Source organism: Modestobacter sp. VKM Ac-2978, assembly GCF_026968025.1.
GTDB lineage: Bacteria > Actinomycetota > Actinomycetes > Mycobacteriales > Geodermatophilaceae > Modestobacter.
Genome location: NZ_JAPVBP010000002.1, coordinates 398,579 through 418,950, shown reverse-complemented (window position 1 = coordinate 418,950; position 20,372 = coordinate 398,579). Strand labels below are relative to the sequence as shown.

18 protein-coding genes and 1 other RNA gene are annotated in these 20,372 nt (G+C 75.0%); 7 read left to right on the top strand and 12 right to left on the bottom strand.

The genetic code is table 11. From position 1 onward, the window contains the following. Positions 1-32: 32 nt before the first annotated feature. Positions 33-440, bottom strand: a complete 408-nt coding sequence (locus O2W53_RS23895) for a YkvA family protein (protein ID WP_442928865.1) — start codon at positions 438-440, stop codon at positions 33-35. A 100-nt stretch (positions 441-540) separates the two neighbouring features. Here O2W53_RS23895 and O2W53_RS05855 point away from each other — a divergent pair, with 100 nt between their 5' ends. The 3 genes from O2W53_RS05855 (at position 541) to O2W53_RS05845 (ending at position 3,280) form a co-directional block, all read left to right on the top strand. Beyond that, complete coding sequence (locus O2W53_RS05855) at positions 541-2,826, top strand: putative bifunctional diguanylate cyclase/phosphodiesterase (protein WP_269162071.1); 2,286 nt, start codon at positions 541-543, stop codon at positions 2,824-2,826. Between the two features lie 25 nt (positions 2,827-2,851). Beyond that, positions 2,852-2,953, top strand: coding sequence for a flagellin (locus O2W53_RS05850; protein ID WP_269162070.1), 102 nt, complete (start codon positions 2,852-2,854; stop codon positions 2,951-2,953). Between the two features lie 120 nt (positions 2,954-3,073). Further along, on the top strand, positions 3,074-3,280 hold the full coding sequence (locus O2W53_RS05845; RefSeq protein WP_269162069.1) for a hypothetical protein: 207 nt from the start codon (positions 3,074-3,076) through the stop codon (positions 3,278-3,280). A gap of 5 nt (positions 3,281-3,285) precedes the next feature. Here O2W53_RS05845 and rnpB read toward each other — a convergent pair. From rnpB to O2W53_RS05830, 3 genes are all read right to left on the bottom strand, one after another. Beyond that, positions 3,286-3,686, bottom strand: an RNA gene (gene rnpB / locus O2W53_RS05840) — RNase P RNA component class A. A gap of 30 nt (positions 3,687-3,716) precedes the next feature. After that, positions 3,717-4,445, bottom strand: a complete 729-nt coding sequence (locus O2W53_RS05835) for a PIG-L deacetylase family protein (protein WP_269162068.1) — start codon at positions 4,443-4,445, stop codon at positions 3,717-3,719. Between the two features lie 17 nt (positions 4,446-4,462). Further along, entirely contained in the window at positions 4,463-5,983 is a 1,521-nt protein-coding gene (locus O2W53_RS05830; protein WP_269162067.1) for an MFS transporter, read from the bottom strand. Positions 5,984-6,080: 97 nt separating this feature from the next. Here O2W53_RS05830 and O2W53_RS05825 point away from each other — a divergent pair, with 97 nt between their 5' ends. Beyond that, positions 6,081-7,079, top strand: coding sequence for an Lrp/AsnC family transcriptional regulator (locus O2W53_RS05825; RefSeq protein WP_269162066.1), 999 nt, complete (start codon positions 6,081-6,083; stop codon positions 7,077-7,079). Between the two features lie 48 nt (positions 7,080-7,127). Here the strand turns inward: O2W53_RS05825 and O2W53_RS05820 are convergent, their stop codons facing one another. After that, entirely contained in the window at positions 7,128-7,490 is a 363-nt protein-coding gene (locus O2W53_RS05820; RefSeq protein ID WP_269162065.1) for a DoxX family protein, read from the bottom strand. A 25-nt stretch (positions 7,491-7,515) separates the two neighbouring features. On the opposite strand from O2W53_RS05820, the gene O2W53_RS05815 reads away from it, so the two are divergent. Next, a complete protein-coding gene (locus tag O2W53_RS05815; RefSeq protein WP_269162064.1) occupies positions 7,516-8,271 on the top strand; it encodes a sulfite exporter TauE/SafE family protein in 756 nt (251 codons plus the stop codon). 66 nt (positions 8,272-8,337) lie between these two features. On the opposite strand, the gene nadA is transcribed toward O2W53_RS05815, so the two are convergent. The 6 genes from nadA to O2W53_RS05785 all read right to left on the bottom strand — a co-directional run bounded on the left by nadA (position 8,338) and on the right by O2W53_RS05785 (position 13,911). After that, positions 8,338-9,348, bottom strand: a complete 1,011-nt coding sequence (gene nadA, locus O2W53_RS05810) for a quinolinate synthase NadA (protein ID WP_269162063.1) — start codon at positions 9,346-9,348, stop codon at positions 8,338-8,340. Positions 9,349-9,422: 74 nt separating this feature from the next. After that, the gene (locus O2W53_RS05805; RefSeq protein ID WP_269162062.1) at positions 9,423-10,517 is read right to left on the bottom strand and encodes a bifunctional RNase H/acid phosphatase; all 1,095 of its coding nucleotides are present in this window, start codon (positions 10,515-10,517) and stop codon (positions 9,423-9,425) included. Continuing rightward, positions 10,514-11,254, bottom strand: a complete 741-nt coding sequence (locus O2W53_RS05800; protein ID WP_269162061.1) for a zinc ribbon domain-containing protein — start codon at positions 11,252-11,254, stop codon at positions 10,514-10,516. Before O2W53_RS05800 ends, O2W53_RS05805 begins: the two co-directional genes overlap by 4 nt. Positions 11,255-11,333: 79 nt before the next feature. Then, a complete protein-coding gene (locus O2W53_RS05795) occupies positions 11,334-12,191 on the bottom strand; it encodes a Nif3-like dinuclear metal center hexameric protein (protein ID WP_269162060.1) in 858 nt (285 codons plus the stop codon). A gap of 67 nt (positions 12,192-12,258) precedes the next feature. Further along, positions 12,259-13,377 carry an L-dopachrome tautomerase-related protein gene (locus O2W53_RS05790; protein WP_269162059.1) on the bottom strand — a complete coding sequence of 373 codons (1,119 nt, stop codon included), beginning with the start codon at positions 13,375-13,377 and terminating at the stop codon, positions 12,259-12,261. Positions 13,378-13,413: 36 nt separating this feature from the next. Then, positions 13,414-13,911: a GNAT family N-acetyltransferase gene (locus O2W53_RS05785; protein ID WP_269162058.1), complete on the bottom strand. Its 498-nt coding sequence runs from the start codon at positions 13,909-13,911 to the stop codon at positions 13,414-13,416. 184 nt (positions 13,912-14,095) lie between these two features. On the opposite strand from O2W53_RS05785, the gene O2W53_RS05780 reads away from it, so the two are divergent. Further along, positions 14,096-14,533 (top strand): hypothetical protein, encoded by a 438-nt coding sequence (locus tag O2W53_RS05780; protein ID WP_269162057.1) that lies wholly within the window; start codon positions 14,096-14,098, stop codon positions 14,531-14,533. 9 nt (positions 14,534-14,542) lie between these two features. Here O2W53_RS05780 and O2W53_RS05775 read toward each other — a convergent pair whose 3' ends face one another. After that, on the bottom strand, positions 14,543-18,340 hold the full coding sequence (locus tag O2W53_RS05775; protein ID WP_269162056.1) for an ABC transporter ATP-binding protein: 3,798 nt from the start codon (positions 18,338-18,340) through the stop codon (positions 14,543-14,545). Positions 18,341-18,404: 64 nt separating this feature from the next. Between O2W53_RS05775 and O2W53_RS05770 the strand changes: the two genes are divergently transcribed. Beyond that, positions 18,405-20,363 carry an FUSC family protein gene (locus O2W53_RS05770; RefSeq protein WP_269162055.1) on the top strand — a complete coding sequence of 653 codons (1,959 nt, stop codon included), beginning with the start codon at positions 18,405-18,407 and terminating at the stop codon, positions 20,361-20,363. The last annotated feature ends 9 nt before the right edge of the window (positions 20,364-20,372 follow it).

The window sequence follows — 20,372 nt, the reverse complement described above, 5'->3', positions numbered from 1 at the left end:
CTCCCCTGACCGCAGGAGCGCCCGACCCGGGATCAGGCCGGGTCCGCCGCAGCGGCCGGACCCAGCAGCCGCTCGATGATGCGGCGGTCACCCGGCCAGGCCTCCAGCAGCACGTGCCGGGGCACGCGGCGGGCGGCATAGCGCAAGGCCAGCGCCACCACCACGACGTCGTCCAGGGGACCGATCACCGGCAGGAACTCCGGGATCAGGTCGATCGGTGAGAGCACCCACAGCCCGGCCAGCACCAGCGCCACCTTCGCCCGGCGAGGCACCGCGGGGTGACTGCGGAGTCGCCGGAGAGCGGTGGCACACGCGGGGAGGAACCGGGCGAGCTCTCGGGCGGTGCCCGGCGGGAGCGTGCGGGCCAGCACGATGAGCAGCACCCAGCTGAGCAGCACGCCGCCGACTGCGATCGCGGCCCCGTGCACGAACCCGTCCACGGCGCCCATGGTGGCGCACCCGTCCTGCGGACCGTGCTCCAACGGGTGAACTACCACCGGAGGGCTTCACCGCACGGCCTCCGGACCCGATCACCCGTACATGCCCGCCGGTCCGCGTCCGTGGCTCCTGCCGGGAGCCCCGCGCTGGGCCCTGGCCGTCGTGGCCACCGCCAGCCCCGTGACGGCCGTCGGCATGGTCTCCCCCGGCGCACCGTCCCTGGCGAGCGCAGGACCAGCTCTGGTCGGCTCGGTCGCGCTGCACGTCGGCGTCTGTGCGGCCGTGGTCTGGCGTGCCCATCGGGTCCGGCACGAACGCGAGCTGTGGACCCGGCTGGCGCTGGCGACCCTGCTTACGGCCCTGGGGGTCATCACCTCCGGGGTGCTCGGCCTGCTCGGGTCCCCGGCCGCCGTCGCTGCTCTCCCCGCGGCGTGGGCGCCCGTCGCGGCCTTCCCCGTCGCCTATGCGGGACTGGTCCGCTGGAACCGGTACAGCACCAGCCTGGCCGACCCGAACGACGTGCTCAACGGCTCGGCGGCGGTGCTGGCGGTGGTCGCGCTGCTGGACGTCGTCCTGGACCGAACCGGCAGCCGGCTGAGCACCCTGCCGTGGTGGCAGCTGCAGTCGCTGCTGGCCCAGGACGCCGCGCTGTTCGTGCTCGCGGGGACCGCGCTGTCGATGGTCTTCCTCGGGGCGATGGGCCGCGATCCCCGGACCTGGCTGGTCCTGGCCGCGTTCATCGCGCCGTTGTCCGGGGTGGCCATGACGACCGCCGGGAGCTCGAGCACCGCCTGGCCCGCCCTGGCTCCCGTGGTCGGCCTGCTGTGCCTGGTCCTGGCGGCGGTCCTGCGACCGGCCCCCTCGGATCCGCAGCCGACCGACCCGGCCGCCTCCACCGTCGGGGCGTTCGTCGTGATCGCCGCCTCCACCGCGATCCTGGTGACCGGTGCGGTCAGCGACTCGTCCGCCGTCGCCACCTGGTGTGCGGCGGCGGCCGCCACCGGGGCCAGCATCCGGCTGCTGGTGAACGTCCGCGAGCTGGCCCAGCTGGCGGTGAGCCGCCGCGAGGCGCTCACCGACGAGCTGACCGGGCTGGCGAACCGCCGGGCGGTGCTCCGCCGGGTGGAGGAGCTGTGCGGCAACGGCGAGCCGGTGGTGCTCGCCCTGGTGGACCTGGACAAGTTCAAGGAGGTCAACGACGGCCTCGGCCACTCGGCCGGCGACGACCTGCTCCGGCTCGTGGCCGAGCGGCTGCGGACGGCCCTGGGCGCCGGTGAGCTGCTCGGCCGGCTGGGTGGCGACGAGTTCGCCGTCGTGGTGCGGGCCGACGGCCACCGTTCTCCCGCCGACCGGGCCGTCCGGCTCGGCACCGACATGGACGCCCAGTTCGCTGAGCCCTTCGAGGTCGGCGGGTTGACCCTGCACGTGGGGGCCAGCATCGGGGTCACCCACCGGGACGCAGGCAGTCCCACCCGGGGCACCGGGAGCGCGACCCGGGCGTCGTTGCTCCGGCAGGCCGACGCTGCGATGTACGACGCCAAGCGTTCGGGCGCGACCGTCGTCCTCTACGACCCGGTCCGACACGTCGACAGCAGCGGGCGACTCGCCATGGTGGAGGAGCTGCGCCAGGCGCTGGTCGCCGGGGAGCTGGTGCTGTACCACCAGCCGCAGGTCGACATCGCCGCCCGGCGCACCATCGGGGTGGAGGCACTGCTGCGCTGGGCGCACCCGGTCCGGGGTCTGCTGGGGCCGGCGGAGTTCCTCCCGCTGGCGGAGGTGCACGGGCTGATGGGCGCGATCACCGACGAGGTGCTCAGCCAGGCGGTGGCGCAGGCCGCCCTCTGGCGACGGCAGGGCCGGGACCTGCGGGTCTCGGTGAACCTGTCCGCGAGCAACCTGCTCGACACCGGGCTCCCGCAGCGGGTGGCCGACCTGCTCGCGATGCACGACCTGCCGCCGTCGAGGCTGGTGCTCGAGGTGACCGAGACGGTGCTGCTCAGCGACCCCGACCGCAGCCTGGCGGTGGTGGGTGCGCTCGCCGACCTGGGCACCACGGTGAGCATCGACGACTTCGGCACCGGGTACGCCTCGCTCACCTACCTGCACCAGCTCCCGGTGGGCGAGCTCAAGCTGGACCGTTCCTTCACCGCCGACCTGCTCACCGACACCCGGGCCGCCGCCATCGTGGCCAGCACGGTCCGGCTGGCCCACCAGCTGGGGCTGCGGGTGGTCGCCGAGGGCGTCGAGGACCCGGCGACGTTGCTCCACCTGCGCGCACTGGACTGCGACGAGAGCCAGGGGTACCTCCACTCGCCGCCGCTGCCGGCCGCCGAGCTGGAGCGCTGGCTGGCCGTGCGGGGCGAGCTGCCCACCGTCGTCCAGGCCTGAGGACGCCCTTCGGGTAGCCGCGGAGATGACCGTGCTCGCCCGCAACCAGGTGCTCAGCCAAGCCGGGACGGCGATGCTGGCACAGGCCAACCAGACGCCGCAGAGCATCCTCGAGCTGCTCGGCTGACGCCGTCGGCGTGGTGCTGGTGGTGGTCGTGCGGGCCGGTGGGACGCCCGGGACTGCCGCGAGACGACACGGTGCCGCAACCTGCCGGGATCGGCTGGACGGTCTGCCTACCGTCCGTCCATGCGCCCGAACCGACTTCCCCCGGTCCCCCAGCCCACCGCCCGCCTCCAGCAGCTGAAGTTGATCGCCGCGGCCCGGGTGAGCGCCTGCCGGACGGCGTCCAGCCAGCAGATCACCGACATCGTGCGGGTCACCGTGGACGACGAGGTCGACACCACCACGTTCCGGGCGATCGTCGCCGAGGTCGGCGGTACCGCCGAGCGGTGAGGCGACGGACGAGTCGACCTGTACGCCGGGTTCTGTCCCCGGGCGCCTCACGGCGTCCCGATGAGCGGCCATCCATCTAGGCCTGCCGTTGCCGACAGGCTCGAGCGGTCCACCCGCAGGCTCGGGCGGGCAGCCCTCGAACGCCTGCGCAGGACGGCGGCGGACCGCCGTCCCTTTTCGACCTTGCTCCGGGTGGGGTTTACCGAGCCACACCGGTCACCCGGTGTGCGGTGGTCTCTTACACCGCCGTTTCACCCTTACCAGTGCACGCACTGGCGGTCTGTTCTCTGTGGCACTGTCCCGCGGGTCACCCCGGGTCGCTGTTGGCGACCACCCTGCCCTGTGGAGCCCGGACGTTCCTCGGCGGCAGGGTCTCCCCCACCGACGCGACCGCCCAGCCGACTCGTCCGTCGTGCCGGCAGCCTACCCCGGCGGTTCAGCCCCAGTAGAGGCGGAAGCCGACCTGCCGGCCGCCGTCCTCGGTCAGGGTCGCCATGTCGACCTGGCGGCGGGCCTGCTCCTCGACCGGGTCGTCGGACAGCGCCTCCAGGTAGCGGCGGTGCTCGACGAGGGAGGCGACGGCGGTCTCGACGCCGGCGCTGACGTCGACCACGTGCGGCGGCGGGTACCCGACCGCGTGCACGGCGACGTACTGCACGCCCGACCACGGCGTCTCGGTCAGGTCGGGGAAGATCCACTCGTTGCCCGCGTCGGCGACGGCGTCCAGCAGCGACCGGGTCAGCGCCCGGTGGTCGGCGGAGTTCAGCGCGCCGGGGGTGACCTCCGGCGGGGTCCAGGTGTCCCCACCGTGCATGACCACGACCAGGTCGGGCCGGTGCCTGCGCAGCGCCCCGGCGAGGTCCTGGCGCAGCTGCAGGTCGGCGACGAGCACGCCGTCGGAGTGGTCGAGGAACTCCACCTCCGAGACGCCGACGACGGCGGCCGACCGGCGCTCCTCCTCCTCGCGCAGCGGGCCGGCCTCGGCCGGGGACAACCCGGCGATGCCCGCCTCCCCGCGGGTGGCCAGCAGGTAGTGCACCTCCTTGCCCGCCGCCGTCCACACCGCGACCGCCGCCGCCGGGCCGTACTCGATGTCGTCGGGGTGGGCGGCGACGACGAGGGCACGCTGCCAGTCGTCGGGGAACGGGGCGGGAGCGGTGGCCATGCCCGGAGTCTGCCCGCTCAACGCGCCGGGGCGGTCTCCGACTCCGCCGGCCGCGGCCCGCCCTGGCTCGGGGCCGGGGCGCGCACCAGCCACAGCACCAACAGCCCGCCCACGATGCCGGCGCCGCCACTGACCAGGAAGACCTCCCGCAGCCCGCTGGCGTAGGCGCTGCCCAGCAGGTCGGCGAGCCCGGCCCGGTCCGCGGCGGGCGCAGCGTCGACGAGCTGACCGGCCTGGCCGGCGGTCAGCGCCGAGGCGGTGTCCGCGGGGTCGGCTGCACCGGCCTCCCGCAGCACGCCGGCCGCCTGCGCGGTGAAGACGCTGCCGAGCACCGCCACGCCGAGGGCGAAACCGAGCTGCCGTGCGGTGTTCACCGCACCGGAGGCCATCCCGCTGCGCTCGCGCGGCACCGCGGCCAGCGCCGAGGACGCCAGCGTCGGGTTGGCCACCCCGACCCCGATGCCCAGCACGGCCAGCCCCGGGACCAGGACCCGCCACGAGGAGTCGGCCTGCACGAACGCCATCAGCAGCGCGGCGACGCCGATGACGACCAGCCCGCCACCGACCACGAACCGCGGGGGCAGCGTCTGGAGCCAGCGACCGGAGAAGGCGGCCACGACGAAGCTGAACGCCGAGAGCGGGATGAACACCAGCCCGGCCTGCAACGGCGAGAGCCCGAGCACCGACTGCAGCCACAGCGAGATGTAGAGGCTGCCGCTGAACGCCGCGGCGTTCAGCAGCAGCGCGCCGAGCATGATCCCGGTGAAGGAGCGGTTGCCGAACAGCCGGACGTCGAGCATCGGCGCCGGGCGACCGCGCTCGACGCGCACCCAGGCGGCCAGCACGACGACGCCGGCGGCCAGCGGGCCCCAGGCGACCGGGGCGCTCCACCCGTCGGCGGCGGCGCGCACCAGACCGAAGACGATCCCCGAGGCGCCGAGGGTGAACAGCACGATGCCGGGGACGTCGGGCCGCGGGGCGTTCGGCTGGCGCGTCTCCTGTACCGCGACGAGGGTCAGCACGACACCGAACACGCTGATCGGCAGGTTGACGAAGAAGATCCACCGCCAGTCCAGCTCGGTGAGCGCGCCGCCCAGGATCGGGCCCAGGGCCGCGGCCGCCCCGACCACGGCCCCCCAGATGCCGAAGGCGGTCCCGCGGTCGCGCCCCTCGTAGCTGGTGTTGATCAGCGCGATGGTGGTGGCCAGCATGGCCGCCGCCCCGATGCCCTGCACCGCCCGCGCCCCGATCAGCAGCTCAGCGCTGGGGGCGAGCCCGCAGGCCAGCGACGCCACGGCGAAGAGCACCAGGCCGACCAGGTAGACCCGGCGCCGGCCGTACAGGTCGGCGAGCGACCCGGCGCCCAGCACCAGGGCGGCCAACGCGAGCGCGTAGACGTCGACCACCCACTGCAGCTGGCCGAAGCTGGTGTCCAGGTCGGTGGCCATGTCGGGCAGGGCGACGTTCACGATCGTGACGTCGATGAGGAGCATGAACGTGCCGGTGCAGATCGCGACCAGCGGCAGCCACTTGCGCATGCTCCCACTGTGCAACGGTCCACCGACGGGACCCACGCCAGGAGCCCGCCGGTGACGGGATCCTCCATCCACAGGTCCGTGGTGCAGGATGGCGACCGTGCTCGACGCCGTGGACCGCCAGATCGTGCACGCCATGCAGGTCGACGGCCGGGCGCCGTTCAGTCGCATCAGCGCCGTCCTGGGCGTCTCCGAGCAGACCGTGGCCCGCCGGTGGCGGCGGCTGCGGGCCGATGGCGTGGTGCGGGTGCTCGGGCTGACCACCCCCGAGGCCAGCGAGCCCAGCTGGCACATCCGGATGCGGGTGCAGCCGGCCGCCGCGGGCGCCGTCGCCGACGCCCTGGCCCGCCGTCCCGACGTCTCGTGGGTGAGCCTGACCGCCGGCGGCGCCGAGATCACCTGCTCCACCCGGCCCCGCACGACCCGCCAGCGCGACGCCCTGCTGCTGGACCGGCTGCCCCGCACCGTCCAGGTCATCGACCTGGCCGCGTTCTCGGTGCTGCACTCCTACGTCGGCGGCGCCTACGAGTGGACGGACTTCGACGACCCGCTCAGCGAGGAGCAGATCGCCGCGCTCGGCTCCGACTCGGCCCGGACCACCCCGACCCCCGTCGCCCTCGACCCGGAGGACGAGCTGCTGTTGGCCGCGCTGGCCACGGACGGCCGGCTCAGCTACGCCGAGCTCGCCGGGGTCACCGGCTGGTCGGAGAGCCGGGTGGCCCGGCGGGTGGAGGCCCTGCGGTCGGCCGGCGCCCTCTACTTCGACCTGGAGATCGCCACCGAGCTGCTCGGCCACCCGGTCAGCGCGCTGCTGTGGCTCGGGGTCGCCCCGAAGGACCTCGCGCACGTCGGCGAGTCCCTGGCCCGGGCACCGGAGACCGGCTTCACCGCGGTCGTCACCGGCCCGGCGAACCTGATGGTGTCGGTGACCTGCCGGGACACCGCCCACCTCTACCGGTTCCTCACCGACCGGGTCGGCGCGCTGCCGGTGCGCACCCTGGAGACCTCCACGGTGCTGCGCCGGGTCAAGCAGGCCGGCAGCCTGATGGACGGGCCGCGGCTCACCGACCCCGAGCCGCCGCCGGTCCGCGGCCGCTGACGGGGCCCCCCAGCTCGGGTCGGGGCCACGAGGCCATCCCGGCGTTGCTCAGCGGCGGCCGCGGGCGACCTTCAGCGCGGCGGTGAGCATCGGGACCTGGAAGGGGATCCGCCCCACCGCGACGGCCAGCTTCCCCGGCTGGCGCCGGAACGCGCGCAGCGTCTGCGCGTGTGCGGGCAGGACACCGACCAGCAGCCCCACCGCCGCCCAGCCACCGGCCCGCCGCGTGGCCGGCACGGCCAGCAACCCGGCGGTGACCAGCTCGACCACCCCGCTGCCGAGCACCCACGGACGCGGCGCGCCCAGCTCCGGCGGGATCATCCAGTCGTAGGCCTGCGGGCGGACCAGGTGGAAGACCCCGCTCGCGGTCATCCCCGCCGCCATGCCCAGTGCGCGCACGTCGTCCCTCATGGGCCGGACAGTAGGCTCCGCGGCCGTGTCCCCTGTCGACCTCCTCATCGCCGCAGGGGTCGCCCTCCTGGCCGGCGGCATCAACTCGATCGCCGGCGGCGGGTCGCTGATCCTCTTCCCCGTGCTGGTCGGCCTGGGGCTGGGGACGGTCGCGGCCAACGTCACCAACTCGGTGGCCCAGTGGCCCGGGTACATCGGCGGGGTGCTCGGCTTCCGCAAGGAGTACGGCGGCCAGCGGGCCCGGATGATCCGGTTCTCGGTGGTCGCGGTGCTGGGCGGCACGGTGGGATCGGTGCTGCTGCTGACGACGCCGACCGAGGCCTTCGACACCGTCGTCCCGCTGCTGGTGTTCCTCGCCAGCATCCTGCTGGCCTTCCAGACGATGATCACCAAGCGGCTCAAGAAGCAGGAGGAGGGCGTCGCCCACGCCGACCCGGCGTGGTTGTACGTGGCGCTGTTCCTGGCCACCGTCTACGGCGGCTACTTCGGCGGCGCGCTGGGCGTGATCCTGGTCGGCGTCCTCGGGCTGGGCCTGGGCCGGCTCAAGCTGGCCAACGCGATGAAGAGCGCGATCTCGCTGGTCACCGCGTCGGTCACCGTCGTGGTCTTCGGCATCTGGGGCCCGGTGGAGTGGGCCTACGTCGCCGTCTGCGCGCCGGCCGCCCTGCTCGGCGGGTACCTCGGGGCGAGGGTGGCGACCCGCATCCCGACCACCCCGCTGCGCGTGTTCATCGTGGCCTTCGGCGTCGGGGTGTCGATCTACCTGTTCCTCCGCGGCTGAGCGACGCCCTACGTGCAGGGTCCCGCCGCGAGCTTGCGAGGGGTGGGGGGCACGGGGGTCCTTCTGCTACTCGCCGCCGCGGCCGGGCTCGCCGATCGCGATCATCGCCTCGACCGCGCGGCGGGCGCGGGCGGCGGTGTCCGGGTCGACGTCGATCGCGCCCTCGCCGGTGCGCAGCGTGTGCAGCAGCTTGGCCGGGGTGATCATCTTCATGTAGCGGCAGGCGGCCTTGGCGTTCATCGGGATGAACTCGGTGTTCGAGTTCAGCGCGCGCAGCTGGTGCAGGATGCCGATCTCGGTGGCCACCAGCACCTGGCCCGCCGTGGTCGCGGCCGCAGCGTCGGCCATGCCCCCGGTCGACAGCACCCGGGTGCGGTCGGCCGGCAGGTCGCCGTGGCTGACCAGGTCCAGCACCGAGGTCGTGCACCCGCACTCGGGGTGCACCAGGATCTCGGCGTCGGGGTGGGCGGCGATCTGCGACCGGACGTCGGCCGGGCTGATGCCGGCGTGCACGTGGCACTCCCCCGCCCAGATCGAGATGTTCTCCCGGCCGGTGACCCGCTTGACGTGGGCGCCGAGGAACTGGTCCGGGCAGAAGAGGATCTCCTGGTCGGCCGGGATCGAGCGCACGACGTCGGCGGCGTTGGACGACGTGCAGCAGATGTCGGTCTCGGCCTTCACCGCGGCCGTGGTGTTGACGTAGCTGACCACGACGGCGCCGGGGTGGTCGGCCTTCCACTCGCGCAGCTGCTCGGCGGTGATGCTGTCGGCCAGTGAGCAGCCGGCGGCGTGGTCGGGCAGCAGCACCGTCTTGTCCGGCGACAGGATCTTCGCCGTCTCGGCCATGAAGTGGACGCCGCAGAAGACGATCTCGCGGGCGTCGGTCTCGGCGGCCACCCGGGAGAGGTACAGCGAGTCGCCGGTGAAGTGGGCGACGTCCTGGATCTCGGGCACCTGGTAGTTGTGCGCCAGGACGACGGCCCCGCGCTCGTCGGCCAGCCGGCGGATCTCGGCCGCCCACGTCTCGTACTCGGCGGCGGACATGGTGCGGTCATCAGCGGCGACGGTCGCGGTCACAGAACTCCTCAGCAGGCCGGGCTTCGGTACTCCAAGGTCCAACAGCCGGGGACGCCCACGGCTTCCCCGGGCGGTCAGCCGAGGTGGGAGGTGTCGTTCACCAGCCGCACCGAGGTGCGGCCGTCGGAGGACCAGGTGACCGACGACAGCGATGCCGCCTCCAGGAACACCCGGTGCACGACGTCCTCGCCCACGCCGAGCCCGGCGGCGAGCAGCAGCTTGATCGGCATCATGTGGCTGACCAGCAGCACGGTCTCCCCGGCGTGCCGGTCCAGGATGCGGTTGCGGGCCCGGCCCACCCGGGTGGCGACGTCGGCCACCGACTCCCCGCCGGGCGGGCGGACGTCGACCGCGCCCGACCAGCGCCGGAACGCCAGCGGGCTCTTCGCCTGGGCCTCCGCCGCGGTCAGCCCCTCCCAGGCGCCGAAGTCCAGCTCCCGCAGGTCCGTGTCGACCTCGACCGGGACGCCGAGCACCTGCGCGGCCGCCTCGGCGGTCTGCCGGGTGCGCTGCAGCGGGGAGCTGACGATCACGTCGATGCCCCGCCCGGCCAGGTGCCGGGCCGCGGCCTCGGCGTCCGCGCGCCCGAGCTCGGACAGCGGCAGGTCGCTGCTGCCACTGAACCGACGCTCCGGGGTGTGCTCGGTGCGCCCGTGCCGCAGCAGGTGGGTCACGGTCACGACGACGGGGGCGGGCTCCGTGGTCGGCTGGGTGTCGTCCTCGACCACCACCGGTTCGGTGGCCAGGTCGCGGCGCACCGGCTTGCCGTCCATCGCGCTGTTGGCCAGCGCGTCGGCGGCGCCGTTCTGCGCCCGCGGGATCCAGGTGTAGCGGACCGAGCCGAGCTGCCGGGCGATGTCCCGGGCCTGCACGGCGAGCTTCTTCATGTCCGGGTGCTTGATCTGCCAGCGGCCGGACATCTGCTCCACGACGAGCTTGGAGTCCATCCGCACCTCGACGCTCGAGCTGGGGTCGAGGTCGAGGGCGGCCTGCAGCCCGGCGACGAGACCGCCGTACTCGGCGACGTTGTTGGTGGCCCGGCCGACGGACTCGGCCCGCTCGGCGAGCAGCCGGCCGGTCTCGGCGTCCTTCACCAGCGCGCCGTACCCGGCCGGCCCGGGGTTGCCCCGCGACCCGCCGTCGGCCTCGACGATGAGTCGGCGGCTCACAGCCCGGACTCGGCGGTGCGCACCAGGACCCGGTTGCAGTTCTCGCAGCGCAGCACGGTGTGCGGGTCGGCGTTGCGGTAGGAGGCCAGCTCGGTCCCGTAGAACTCGATCCGGCAGCCCTGGCAGCGGCGGGCCTTCAGCTCGGCGGCGCCGGTGCTGCCGGTCTGCGTGGCGACCCGGTCGTAGACCTTGAGCAGGTCGGCCGGGACGGTGCCCGCGATCTCGTCGCGCTTGGCCTGGTGCTGGCCGGTGGCCTCGGCGATGTCGGCGAGGGCGGCGTCCCGCCGCTGTTCGGCCTGCTCCTGGTCGGCCTGTGCCCCGGCCAGTCCGCCCTGCGCCGTGGCGAGGGCGGCGTCGGCGGCCTCGCGGCGCTCCATCAGCTCGAGCACCTGGTCCTCCAGGTCGGCCTGCCGGCGGTTCAGCGACTCGAGCTCGTGCTGCAGGCCGGTGATCTCCTTGGGGGTGGCGCCGCCGGAGTCGATCCGCGACTGGTCGCGCGCGGCCCGCTGCCGGACGGTGTCGACGTCGCCCTCCAGCCGCTTCTGCTCGCGGTCGAGGTCCCGCACCTCGGTCTCGGCCCGGACGACGTCGTCCATGAGGGCCCGCTGCGCCTCCTGGGCGGCCTCGACGGCGGCGAGCTCGGGAAGGGTGCGCTTGCGGTGGGCGAGTTGCGCGAGGGCGACGTCCTCCGCAGCGAGAGCCAGCAGCTTCTGCTGGTCGAAGTGGTCAGCCTGCACGGGCTCAACCTACCCGCGCCGCGGGGGCCGCCGGACCACCCGGCCCGGCCCGCTCGGCAGCGGCCCGGGCCCGGTGCGGTCAGCGGTGGGGAGGGCCGTCGACGCGGAACGTCCACGGGTCGGTGCGCCGGCCGGACACGGTGACCTGCACCTGCCCGCCCAGGTCCCGGTGCAGCAGGTCGGCGGCGACCGACAGCCACGGCCACTCCGACGCGTAGTGCGCCACGTCGCAGAGGGCCGGACCGGGGACCTCGGCCGCGTCGACCGCCGGGTGGTGCTTGACGTCGCTGGTCAGGAACACGTCGGCGCCGGCGTCGGTGGCCGCGGCCAGCAGGGAACCGCCGCTGCCGCCGCAGACGGCGACGGTGCGCACGGGCCGCCCGGGGTCACCGACGACCCGCACGCCCCCGGGTGTGGACGGCAGCGCAGCGGCCACCTGCTCGGCGAACCGCTGCAGGCTGGTCGTCTCCCGGAGCACCCCGACCCGGCCGAGCCCGGCCCCGGGGGTGGCCGCCGGCTCCAACGGCACCGCTTCGAGCAGCCCCACGGCCGCGGCCAGCGCGTCGTTGACGCCGTGGCCGGCGGCCCGGTCGGCGTTGGTGTGCGCGACGAACAGCCCGATGCCGGCGCGGACCAGCCGGTGCACCAGGCGGCCCTTGGGGTCGTCGGCGGGCACGCCGTGCACCGGGGTGAGCAGCAGTGGGTGGTGGGTGACCACCAGGTCGGCGCCCAGATCGATCGCCTCGTCCACCACGGCGGAGGTCGGGTCGACGGCGAAGAGCACCGAACGGACCACCTCCGCCGGGTCGCCGCACACCAGCCCGACGGCGTCCCACGGCTCGGCGAGCGCCGGGTCGTAACGGGCCTCCAGCGCGGCGGTCACCGCACCGAGGGGGCGGCCGGAGCCGCTCCGCTCCCCCGCCACCGGACCGCTCATCGCCGACCTCGCACCGCGGCTGCCACGGGAGGGGACTGTAGGGCAGCGCCCTCCCCGGCCACCGCCGTCACCGGAGGCGGACCGGCCCGGCCCCGATCGGGGTGCGCAGCAGCAGGTAGGGGTACCGGCGCTGGTCGACGCCGCCGGCGTACCGGGCCTGCCGGTGCAGCTGGTTGGCGGTGACGTAGAGGTGGCCGTCGGCGGCCACCGACATGGTGTCCGGCCACAGCAGCCGGGGGTCGTGCACGACGGTCTCGATCGCGCCGTCGGGGCGGCGGCGCACGATCGCGTTCTGCTCCCCCGCGGTCGCGTAGAGGTTGCCGGCGTCGTCGGTCTCCAGGCCGTCCCCGGCGCTGCCCTTGTCGCCCTCGTCGACGACGGTGGCCGCGACCGCGTCGTCGTCCAGGCCGCGGTCGACCAGCGCGTCGGTGGCCACGCTGTACCAGTGCCGGGCGGCCAGCGGGCAGTACCAGAGGCGCGCACCGTCGGCGGAGATCGCGATCCCGTCGGAGCCCATCGCCACCGGCTGTGGCTCGGCGTCGGGCTCGGGCTGCTCCAGGAACGGCCGGCCCTCCACCATGAGCAGCAGCTCGGGGGGCGTGACGGCCTTGGTCGAGGGGTGGTCGTGCAGCCGGCGCCAGGACTCACCGGTGGCCAGGTCGACCACGATGATCCCGTTCGGGCCGGAGTCGGCGGAGTCGGTGATGTAGGCGACCCCCGCCTCACCCCGGCGCAGGTCGAACCGGACGTCGTTGAGGTACGTCGTCTCCAGTGCGGTCTCCCGCGGGAAGACGATCGTCTGCACGACGGTGTCGGTGCTCAGGTCGACGCAGACCAGCTTCGGGCCACCGACCTGGGTGGGCTGGAAGAGCGGGGAGCCGGTGTCGAGCACCCAGAGCCGGTCGGCCGGGTCGACGACGATGCTCTGCACGCTGACGAACGCCTCGCGGTCGTCGTCCCCTCCGGGTGAGTTCCACGCCTCGTCGGGGAAGGCGACGACCTCCCCGTCCCGGATCTCGGCGACGGTGGCGCGCACGTCGTCGCCCCACTTCGGGAAGTTCACGAAGACCCGGCCGGTGTGCGACACCGAGACGCCGGTGGGCATCGGTCCCTCGGTGAAGGCATGCACCACCTCCAGCTCACCGGTGGGGCGATCGGTCTGCAGGTCCGCGGCGTTCTCGGTCATGGCCCCGTTGTGCCCCGGGCACCGTCCGCTGCAACGTCAGGTGACCAGCTGCACCATCGCGACCCGCGGCCCGTGCCGGTCCAGTCCCAGCTCGGTCTCCCGACGGCGCAGCGCCTGCAGCCCAGGGGTCAGCTCGGTGGTCGCCACCCAGCCGCGCCGGGCGTAGAACGGGGCGTTCCACGGGACGTCGGCGTAGGTGAGCAGCGTGACCCGGTCGGCGCCGTGCTGCCGGGCCGTCTCCAGGGTGGCCGCCAGCAGGGCGGTGCCGATCCCCCGCCGGCCGTGCGCCGGGTGCACCGACAGCTGCTCGAGGTGGACGGCGCCGTCCACCAGCTCCAGGACGGCGAACCCGGTGACCGGACGCCCCACCACCAGTACCCGCCAGGCCCGGGCGCGCTCCTCGGCGGTCGCCGGCAGCGGGAGGTCGGTGACGCCCAGCGGGACGAACAGCTCGTCAGCGGCGGCCTCGACGGCTGGGAGCTGCGGCAGGTCGGCGTCGTCGGCCACCCGCACCGACGGTCCTCCTGTCGACATGTCGGCACCCTGACACGTCGACCGGTCGACGTGTCGACCGCGGCGGCCCCGCTCGTCGGACCCGAGTGCGCAGAACTGGTCGACGACACGCGCGGGCGCGCCGGGGCGGGCAGCACCAACTGCTCACTCGGCGGATGCCGGCCGCCCCTGGCCAGGGGTGGCCGCGTCTGCCAGCCTCGGCGGCATGAGCACCGTGGTGCCGGAGACGGTCAGCGCCCCGCCCCGCCCGGTGGGTGGCCGCCGGGTCGCCCTGCTCGCCGGGCTGACCGTGCTCGCGGTGGCGCCCTACCTGGCCGGCTTGCTGGTGCCCTACTACGTCAACGACCTCGACGCCCTGCCGCTGGCCGAGGTGTCCAGTGGCGCGTACGACCCCATGGACCTCTGGCCGCAGGGTCCCCTCGCCGGCCCCACGCAGCTCGCCGGCCTGCTCGCCATCAGCCTGACTCCGCTCGGCCTGCTGGCCGTGCTCATCGCCGCACTGACCGGCCTGGCCCCGCGCCGTCGGCGGAGCGCCCCGGTGGTGACGGCCGGCCTGGCGCTGGTGGCCCTGACCTGCCTCGCCGCGCTGGCGTTCTACTTCTCCCCCATGGGCGTAGCGCTCATGTCGTGGCGACTGGACTGAGGACTGGGCTCAGTCCATCAGCGGGTCGGCGTCCTCGTCAGCGGTGTAGGCCGCCCACAGTGCGGCGTAGGCACCGCCGGCGGCCAGCAGCTCGGCGTGCGGGCCGACCTCGACGACCCGCCCGCCGTCGAGCACCGCCACCCGGTCGGCGCGGGCCGCGGTGGTGAGCCGGTGCGCCACGACCAGCGTGGTCCGCCGCCGGGCGACGACGTCGGCCGCCCGGGTGACCGCCGCCTCGGTGGCCAGGTCCAGCGACGCCGTCGCCTCGTCCAGCAGCAGGACGTCGGGGTCGACCAGCTGGGCGCGGGCCAGCGCCAGCAGCTGCCGCTGCCCGGCCGACAGCGACCGCCCGCGCTCCCCCACCCGCGTCCGGTAGCCCTGCGGCAGCCCGGCGACCATCTCGTGCGCGCCCACCGCACGGGCCGCGGCCTCCACCTCCGCGTCCGAGGCGTCCGGCCGGCCGTAGGCGATCGCGTCGCGCACCGTGCCGGCGAACAGGTACGCCTCCTGCGGGACGACACCGAGCCGGGCCCGGTACTGGAGCAGGTCCAGCGAACGCAGGTCGGCGCCGTCGACGCAGACCGCCCCGGACGTCGGGTCGTAGAAGCGGGCGACCAGCTTCACCACCGTCGACTTGCCGGCCCCGGTCTCGCCCACCAGCGCCAGGGTCTCCCCCGGCGCGACGGTGAGTGAGACGTCCCGCAGCGCCGGGGCCGGGGCGCCGCGGTAGCTGAACGTGACGTCGACCAGCCGCACCTCCCCCCGCAGTCGGCCCACCGGCGCCGGGTCGGCCGCGGCCGGGGTGGAGGTCGGCGTCCGCAGCAGGCCGCGCAGCCGGCGCAGCCCCACCGCGGCCTGCTGGTAGCTGTCGAACACCTGGGACAGCTGCTGCACCGGGGAGAAGAACGTGTTCACGTACAGCACGAAGGCCAGCAGGACGCCGGCGGTGATGTCGCCGGCAGCCAGCCGTGCGGCGCCCACCGCCAGCACCGCGGCGGCGGCCACCTCGGAGAGGAACTCGACGAACGGGAAGTAGGTGGCGATGTACCGCTGGGCCTGCAGCCGCACGTCGCGGTAGGCCTGTGCGTACCCGCGGAAGGTGGCGGTCGAGTGCTCGGCCCGGTCGAAGGCCTGGGTCACCCGGATGCCGGCGACGTCCTCCTGCAACCGGGCGTTGACCGCGCTGACCCGTTCCCGGGCCTCGGTGTAGGCCGGCACCGACCGGGACCGGAACCACACGGTGGTGACCGCCAGCACCGGCAGCGACGCGACGAGCACCAGTGCCAGCACCACGTCGTAGAGGAAGACCACGACCAGCACCCCGACCAGGGTCAGCACGCTGATCACCGCCGTGGTCAGCCCGGTCTGCAGGAACGCCGACAGCGCGTCGACGTCGGTGGTCATCCGGGTCATGATCCGGCCGCCGAGCTCGCGCTCGTAGTAGTCCAGCCCGAGCCGCTGGAGCTGGGCGAAGGTCTTCACCCGCAGCGTGTAGAGCAACCGCTCGCCGGTGCGCCCGGTGAGCCACGCCGCGCCCCGCCCGACCAGCAGACCGAGGGCGACGACGACCAACGCGATGCCGGCGACACCGAACAGCAGGGACGTCGACCCGGCGGTGATCCCGTCGTCGACGCCCTTGCGCACCAGCGCCGGGATCGCCAGCTGCGCCGCGGTGTCCAGCGCCACCAGGACCAGCGCGCCCGCCAGTGGCCACCGGAACGGCCGGATCAGCCGCCACAGCGAGAACTCCTGGTCGCCGGCGCGGGCGCGGTCGGCCGGCACCTCGGGGTCGTCGACGGTCGGGGGCAGCCGGGCGACCAGCTGCCGCAGCATCGGCGTGGGCGCCGCCGCCTCCATCGCCGAGCCCCGCCCGCCGATGGAGGGGGCCGCGGGCTTCGCCGGGCCGTCGTCGTCGGCGACCGGCTCGGGCTCCGGCCAGGCGGCCCGGCTCACCGCACCGACCGGCGGGGCGTCGTCCGCGGCCGGCTCGCCGCCGGTGCCGGACAGCAGCAGCCGGTACAGCGGGGAGCGCGCCTCCAGCTCCGCCGCGGTGCCGACGTCGACCACCCGCCCGGCGTCCAGCACGGCGACCCGGTCGGCCAGCGCCAGGGTGGAACGGCGGTGCGCGACCAGCAGCGTCGTCCGGCCCTGGACGGCGGTGCGCAGCGCGGCGTGGATCCGGGCCTCGACCGCGGCGTCGACCGCGGACGTGGCGTCGTCGAGCACCAGCACCCGCGGGTCGGTGAGCAGGGCGCGGGCCAGGGCGACCCGCTGCCGCTGCCCGCCGGAGAGGGTCAGCCCCTGCTCGCCGACGACGGTGTCGTAGCCGTCGGGCAGCTCGCTGATGAACCCGTCGGCCTGGGCGGCGCGGGCGGCGGCGCGGACCTCGGCGTCGCTGGCGTCCGGGCGGCCGAAGGCGATGTTGGCGCGCACCGAGTCGGAGAACAGGAAGCTGTCCTCGAAGACGACGCCGAGCGCGCCGCGCAGCGCACCGAGGTCCAGGTCGCGGACGTCCCGGCCGCCGATCCGCACCGCCCCGACGGAGACGTCGTAGAAGCGCGGCAGCAGGCTCACCACGCTGGACTTGCCCGACCCCGACGTGCCGATCAGGGCCAGCGTCTCCCCCGGCTCGACCCGCAGTGATACCCCGGAGAGCACCGGGCGGCCCGGTTCGTACCCGAAGGTCACCCCGGCCAGCTCGACCGGCAGCGGGCCGGCGGGCAGCGGGGCGGTGCCGGACACCAGCGTCGGCCGGGCGTCGATGATCTCCAGCACCCGCTCCACCCCGGCCCGGGCCTGCTGCCCGAGGGTCAGGACGGCGGCGAGCTGGCGCACCGGGGAGACGAGCACGGCCAGGTAGGTGGCGAACGCCAGGAAGGTCCCCAGCGTGATGGAGCCGCGCAGCGCCAGCCACCCACCGAACGCCAGCACCCCCACCTGGCCCAGCGCCGGGACCGCCTGCAGCAGCGGGTTGTACCGGGCGGTGAACCGGACCACCCGCATCCGGGCACCGAACAGCCGGCGGGCACCGCCGTCGAGCCGGTCGAGCTCGCGGTCCTCCTGCCCGAACCCCTTCACCACCCGCACCCCGGTGACCGCGGCCTCGACGTCCCCGGCCACCACCCCGGCCTGCTGCTGGGCGGCCCAGTTGGCCGGGAAGAGGTCCCGGCGGGAGCGCAGCGCCAGCCACCACAGCGCCGGGCCGACCGCGAGCGCGACCAGCGTGAGCAGCGGGGAGAGCCAGGCCATGACGCCGAGGGAGACGACGAACAGCAGCGCGCTGCCGGTGAGGTTGGGCAGGAACGCCAGCAGCCCCTGCACGAGGGTGATGTCGCTGATCGAGCGGCTGACCGTCTGGCCGGTCTGCAGCCGGTCCTGAGCCGGGCCGTCCAGCCGGGACAGCGCCACGGCGACGTCGTCGCGCAGGTCCAGCTGCACGTCCAGCGACAGCCGCCCGGCCAGGTAGCGGCGGACGAAGCCGGCCGCGAACCGGAGCACCCCGGCCAGCACGAGCGCGACGAGGAACGGCGTGACGTCGACCGGGAGCCCGGACTCCGCGCCGGCCACGACCCGGTCGACCACCTCGCGGGTCAGCAGCGGCACCCCGGCGGCGATCACCGAGCCGAACAGGGCCGCGCCGAACGCGCCGATCAGGTCGGCCCGGTGGCGCAGGCAGTAGCCGACCAGCCGGCGGAACCAGCCGCCCTCGGGCACCGGGTCGGTCCGGTCGGCGGACGGCGCGGCGGTCTCCTGGACGGTGGCCGTCACTGCCGGGCCGGGCCGGTACAGCGGTGGGCTCCCGGGCACGGCACGGCGTCCAGTGTGCGACGTCCTGGCCCGGCGTGCCGCGCCCGGGTGGGAGGCTGCCCCCGTGGCGGAGCGGGGGTTGCGGGCGCCGGCCTGGCTCGAGGAGCTGGTGCGCACCAGCCCGGCGAGCGTGCCGTGGCGCGACGTAACCCGTTTCGCCCTGGTCATCCCGGCTCCGCTGGCCGTCGCCCTGGCGGTCGGCGGCGTCGAGGGCCCGGCGCTGGGTGCCGGGGTGTTCGCCACCATGGGCTCGCTGGCCGCGACGCTGGCGCCGCAGTCGGGCCCCTTGCGCGTGCGGCTGCGCCGGGTCGCCGCGGCCTCGCTGCTGGGCGGCGTCGGCCTGCTGGTCGGGCACGGCCTCACCGGCGGCGGCTGGCAGCCGGTGCTGCTGATGGTCGTTGTCTCGGCGATCGCCGCCCTGCTGAGCTCGATCAGCGGCGCCTTCTCCCTGGGCGCCCTGCAGCTGCTCATCTACACCGCGATCTCCTCCGGGCTGGAGACCCCGCTGTCCGCCGGCGTCGAGCTCGGGTTCTTCCTGGCCGGGGCGGCGTGGGGGGCCCTCGCCGTCCTGGTGCAGGCGCGCACCGAGCAGCTGGACCCCGACCGGTCCGCCGTGGGGGTGGTGTTCACCCGGGTCGCCGAGCTGCTCGAGGCGATCGGCACCGACCGCACCGAGGAGGCCCGCCGCGAGCTCACCCTGGCGCTGAACGCCGGCTACGACCGGGTCATCCACGCGCGCAGCCGCTCGGCCGGCCGCAGCCGGGAGCTCGCCGAGCTGGCCGGGGTGCTCAACGCGGCGGCGCCGCTGGTGGAGGGCGCCGTGGCCAGCGCCCGGGGCGGGGTGCCGGCCGACTCCCGGGACATCGGCGCGGCGCACGCCCTGGCCACCGCCGTCACCAGCCGTCGTCCGGTGCTCGGCGAACGGCCGCCACCGGTGGAGGACGCACCGGCACCGCGCCGGGCGGTCCGGCACGGTCTGCGGCTGGTGTGGAACGTCGTCGGCGACCCGGAGGAGCGGGCCTCGGCGGCGGTCGTGCGGCCCGTGCCGGAGTGGCGGGTGCGGCTGCACGACCTGTTCGACCGGACCGTGGGCAACGCCGACTCCCGGGCCTTCGTCGTCCGGCTCACGCTGTGCATGACGGTCGCCGAGATCGCCCGCCAGCTGCTGCCGATCGAGCGGCCCTACTGGGTGCTGCTGACCGTGGCGATCGTGCTCAAGCCCGACTACGGGTCGGTGTTCACCCGGGCCGTGCAGCGCGGCGCGGGCACGCTGCTCGGCGTCCTGATCGGCTCGCTGCTGCTGACCTTCCTGCACCGGGACGCCTGGGTGCTGCTACCCCTGGCGCTGGCCGCCGGTGCGCTGCCGTGGGCCCGCAGCGGCAACTTCGGGCTGTTCTCGGTCTTCCAGACCCCGCTGATCATCCTGCTGCTCGACCTGGCCACGCCCAGTGGCGCCGAGCTGGTCGGCGCCCGGCTGGTCGACACCCTGATCGGCTGCGGGATCGTGCTGGTGTTCGGCTACCTGCTGTGGCCGCAGACCTGGCGGGCCCCGCTGGACGACGCGCTGCGCAGCGCGGCCCTGGCGCTGGACCGCTTCGTCGACGCCGCGTTCACCCAGGGACCCGAGGCCACCCGGCGGGCCCGGCGGGGCAGCTACCGGGCGCTGACCGAGCTGCAGACGCAGCTGCAGCGCCGGCTGGCCGAGCCGCCGCCGATCAGCACCCGGGCGGCGGCCTGGTGGCCGGTGATCGTGCAGCTGGAGCGGACGTCGGACGCGGTCACCGAGGCGGTCATCGCGATGCGGGCAGGCGAGCCGGCCCCCGACTCCGCGCAGGTCGGGGTGCTGTGCAAGGCGATCCGGCAGCTGGAGCAGGACCTGCGCGAGCACCGCGCCCCCGACGACGCCGAGATCCACGCCGAGGGCGTGCTGGCCCCGGTCGCCCGGGAGATCGACGCCGCCCGGCGGCTGATCCGGGCGACCACCCCGGGCCGGCGGTCCGGTGTCCGCGGCACCGACGACTGATGTCGCGCA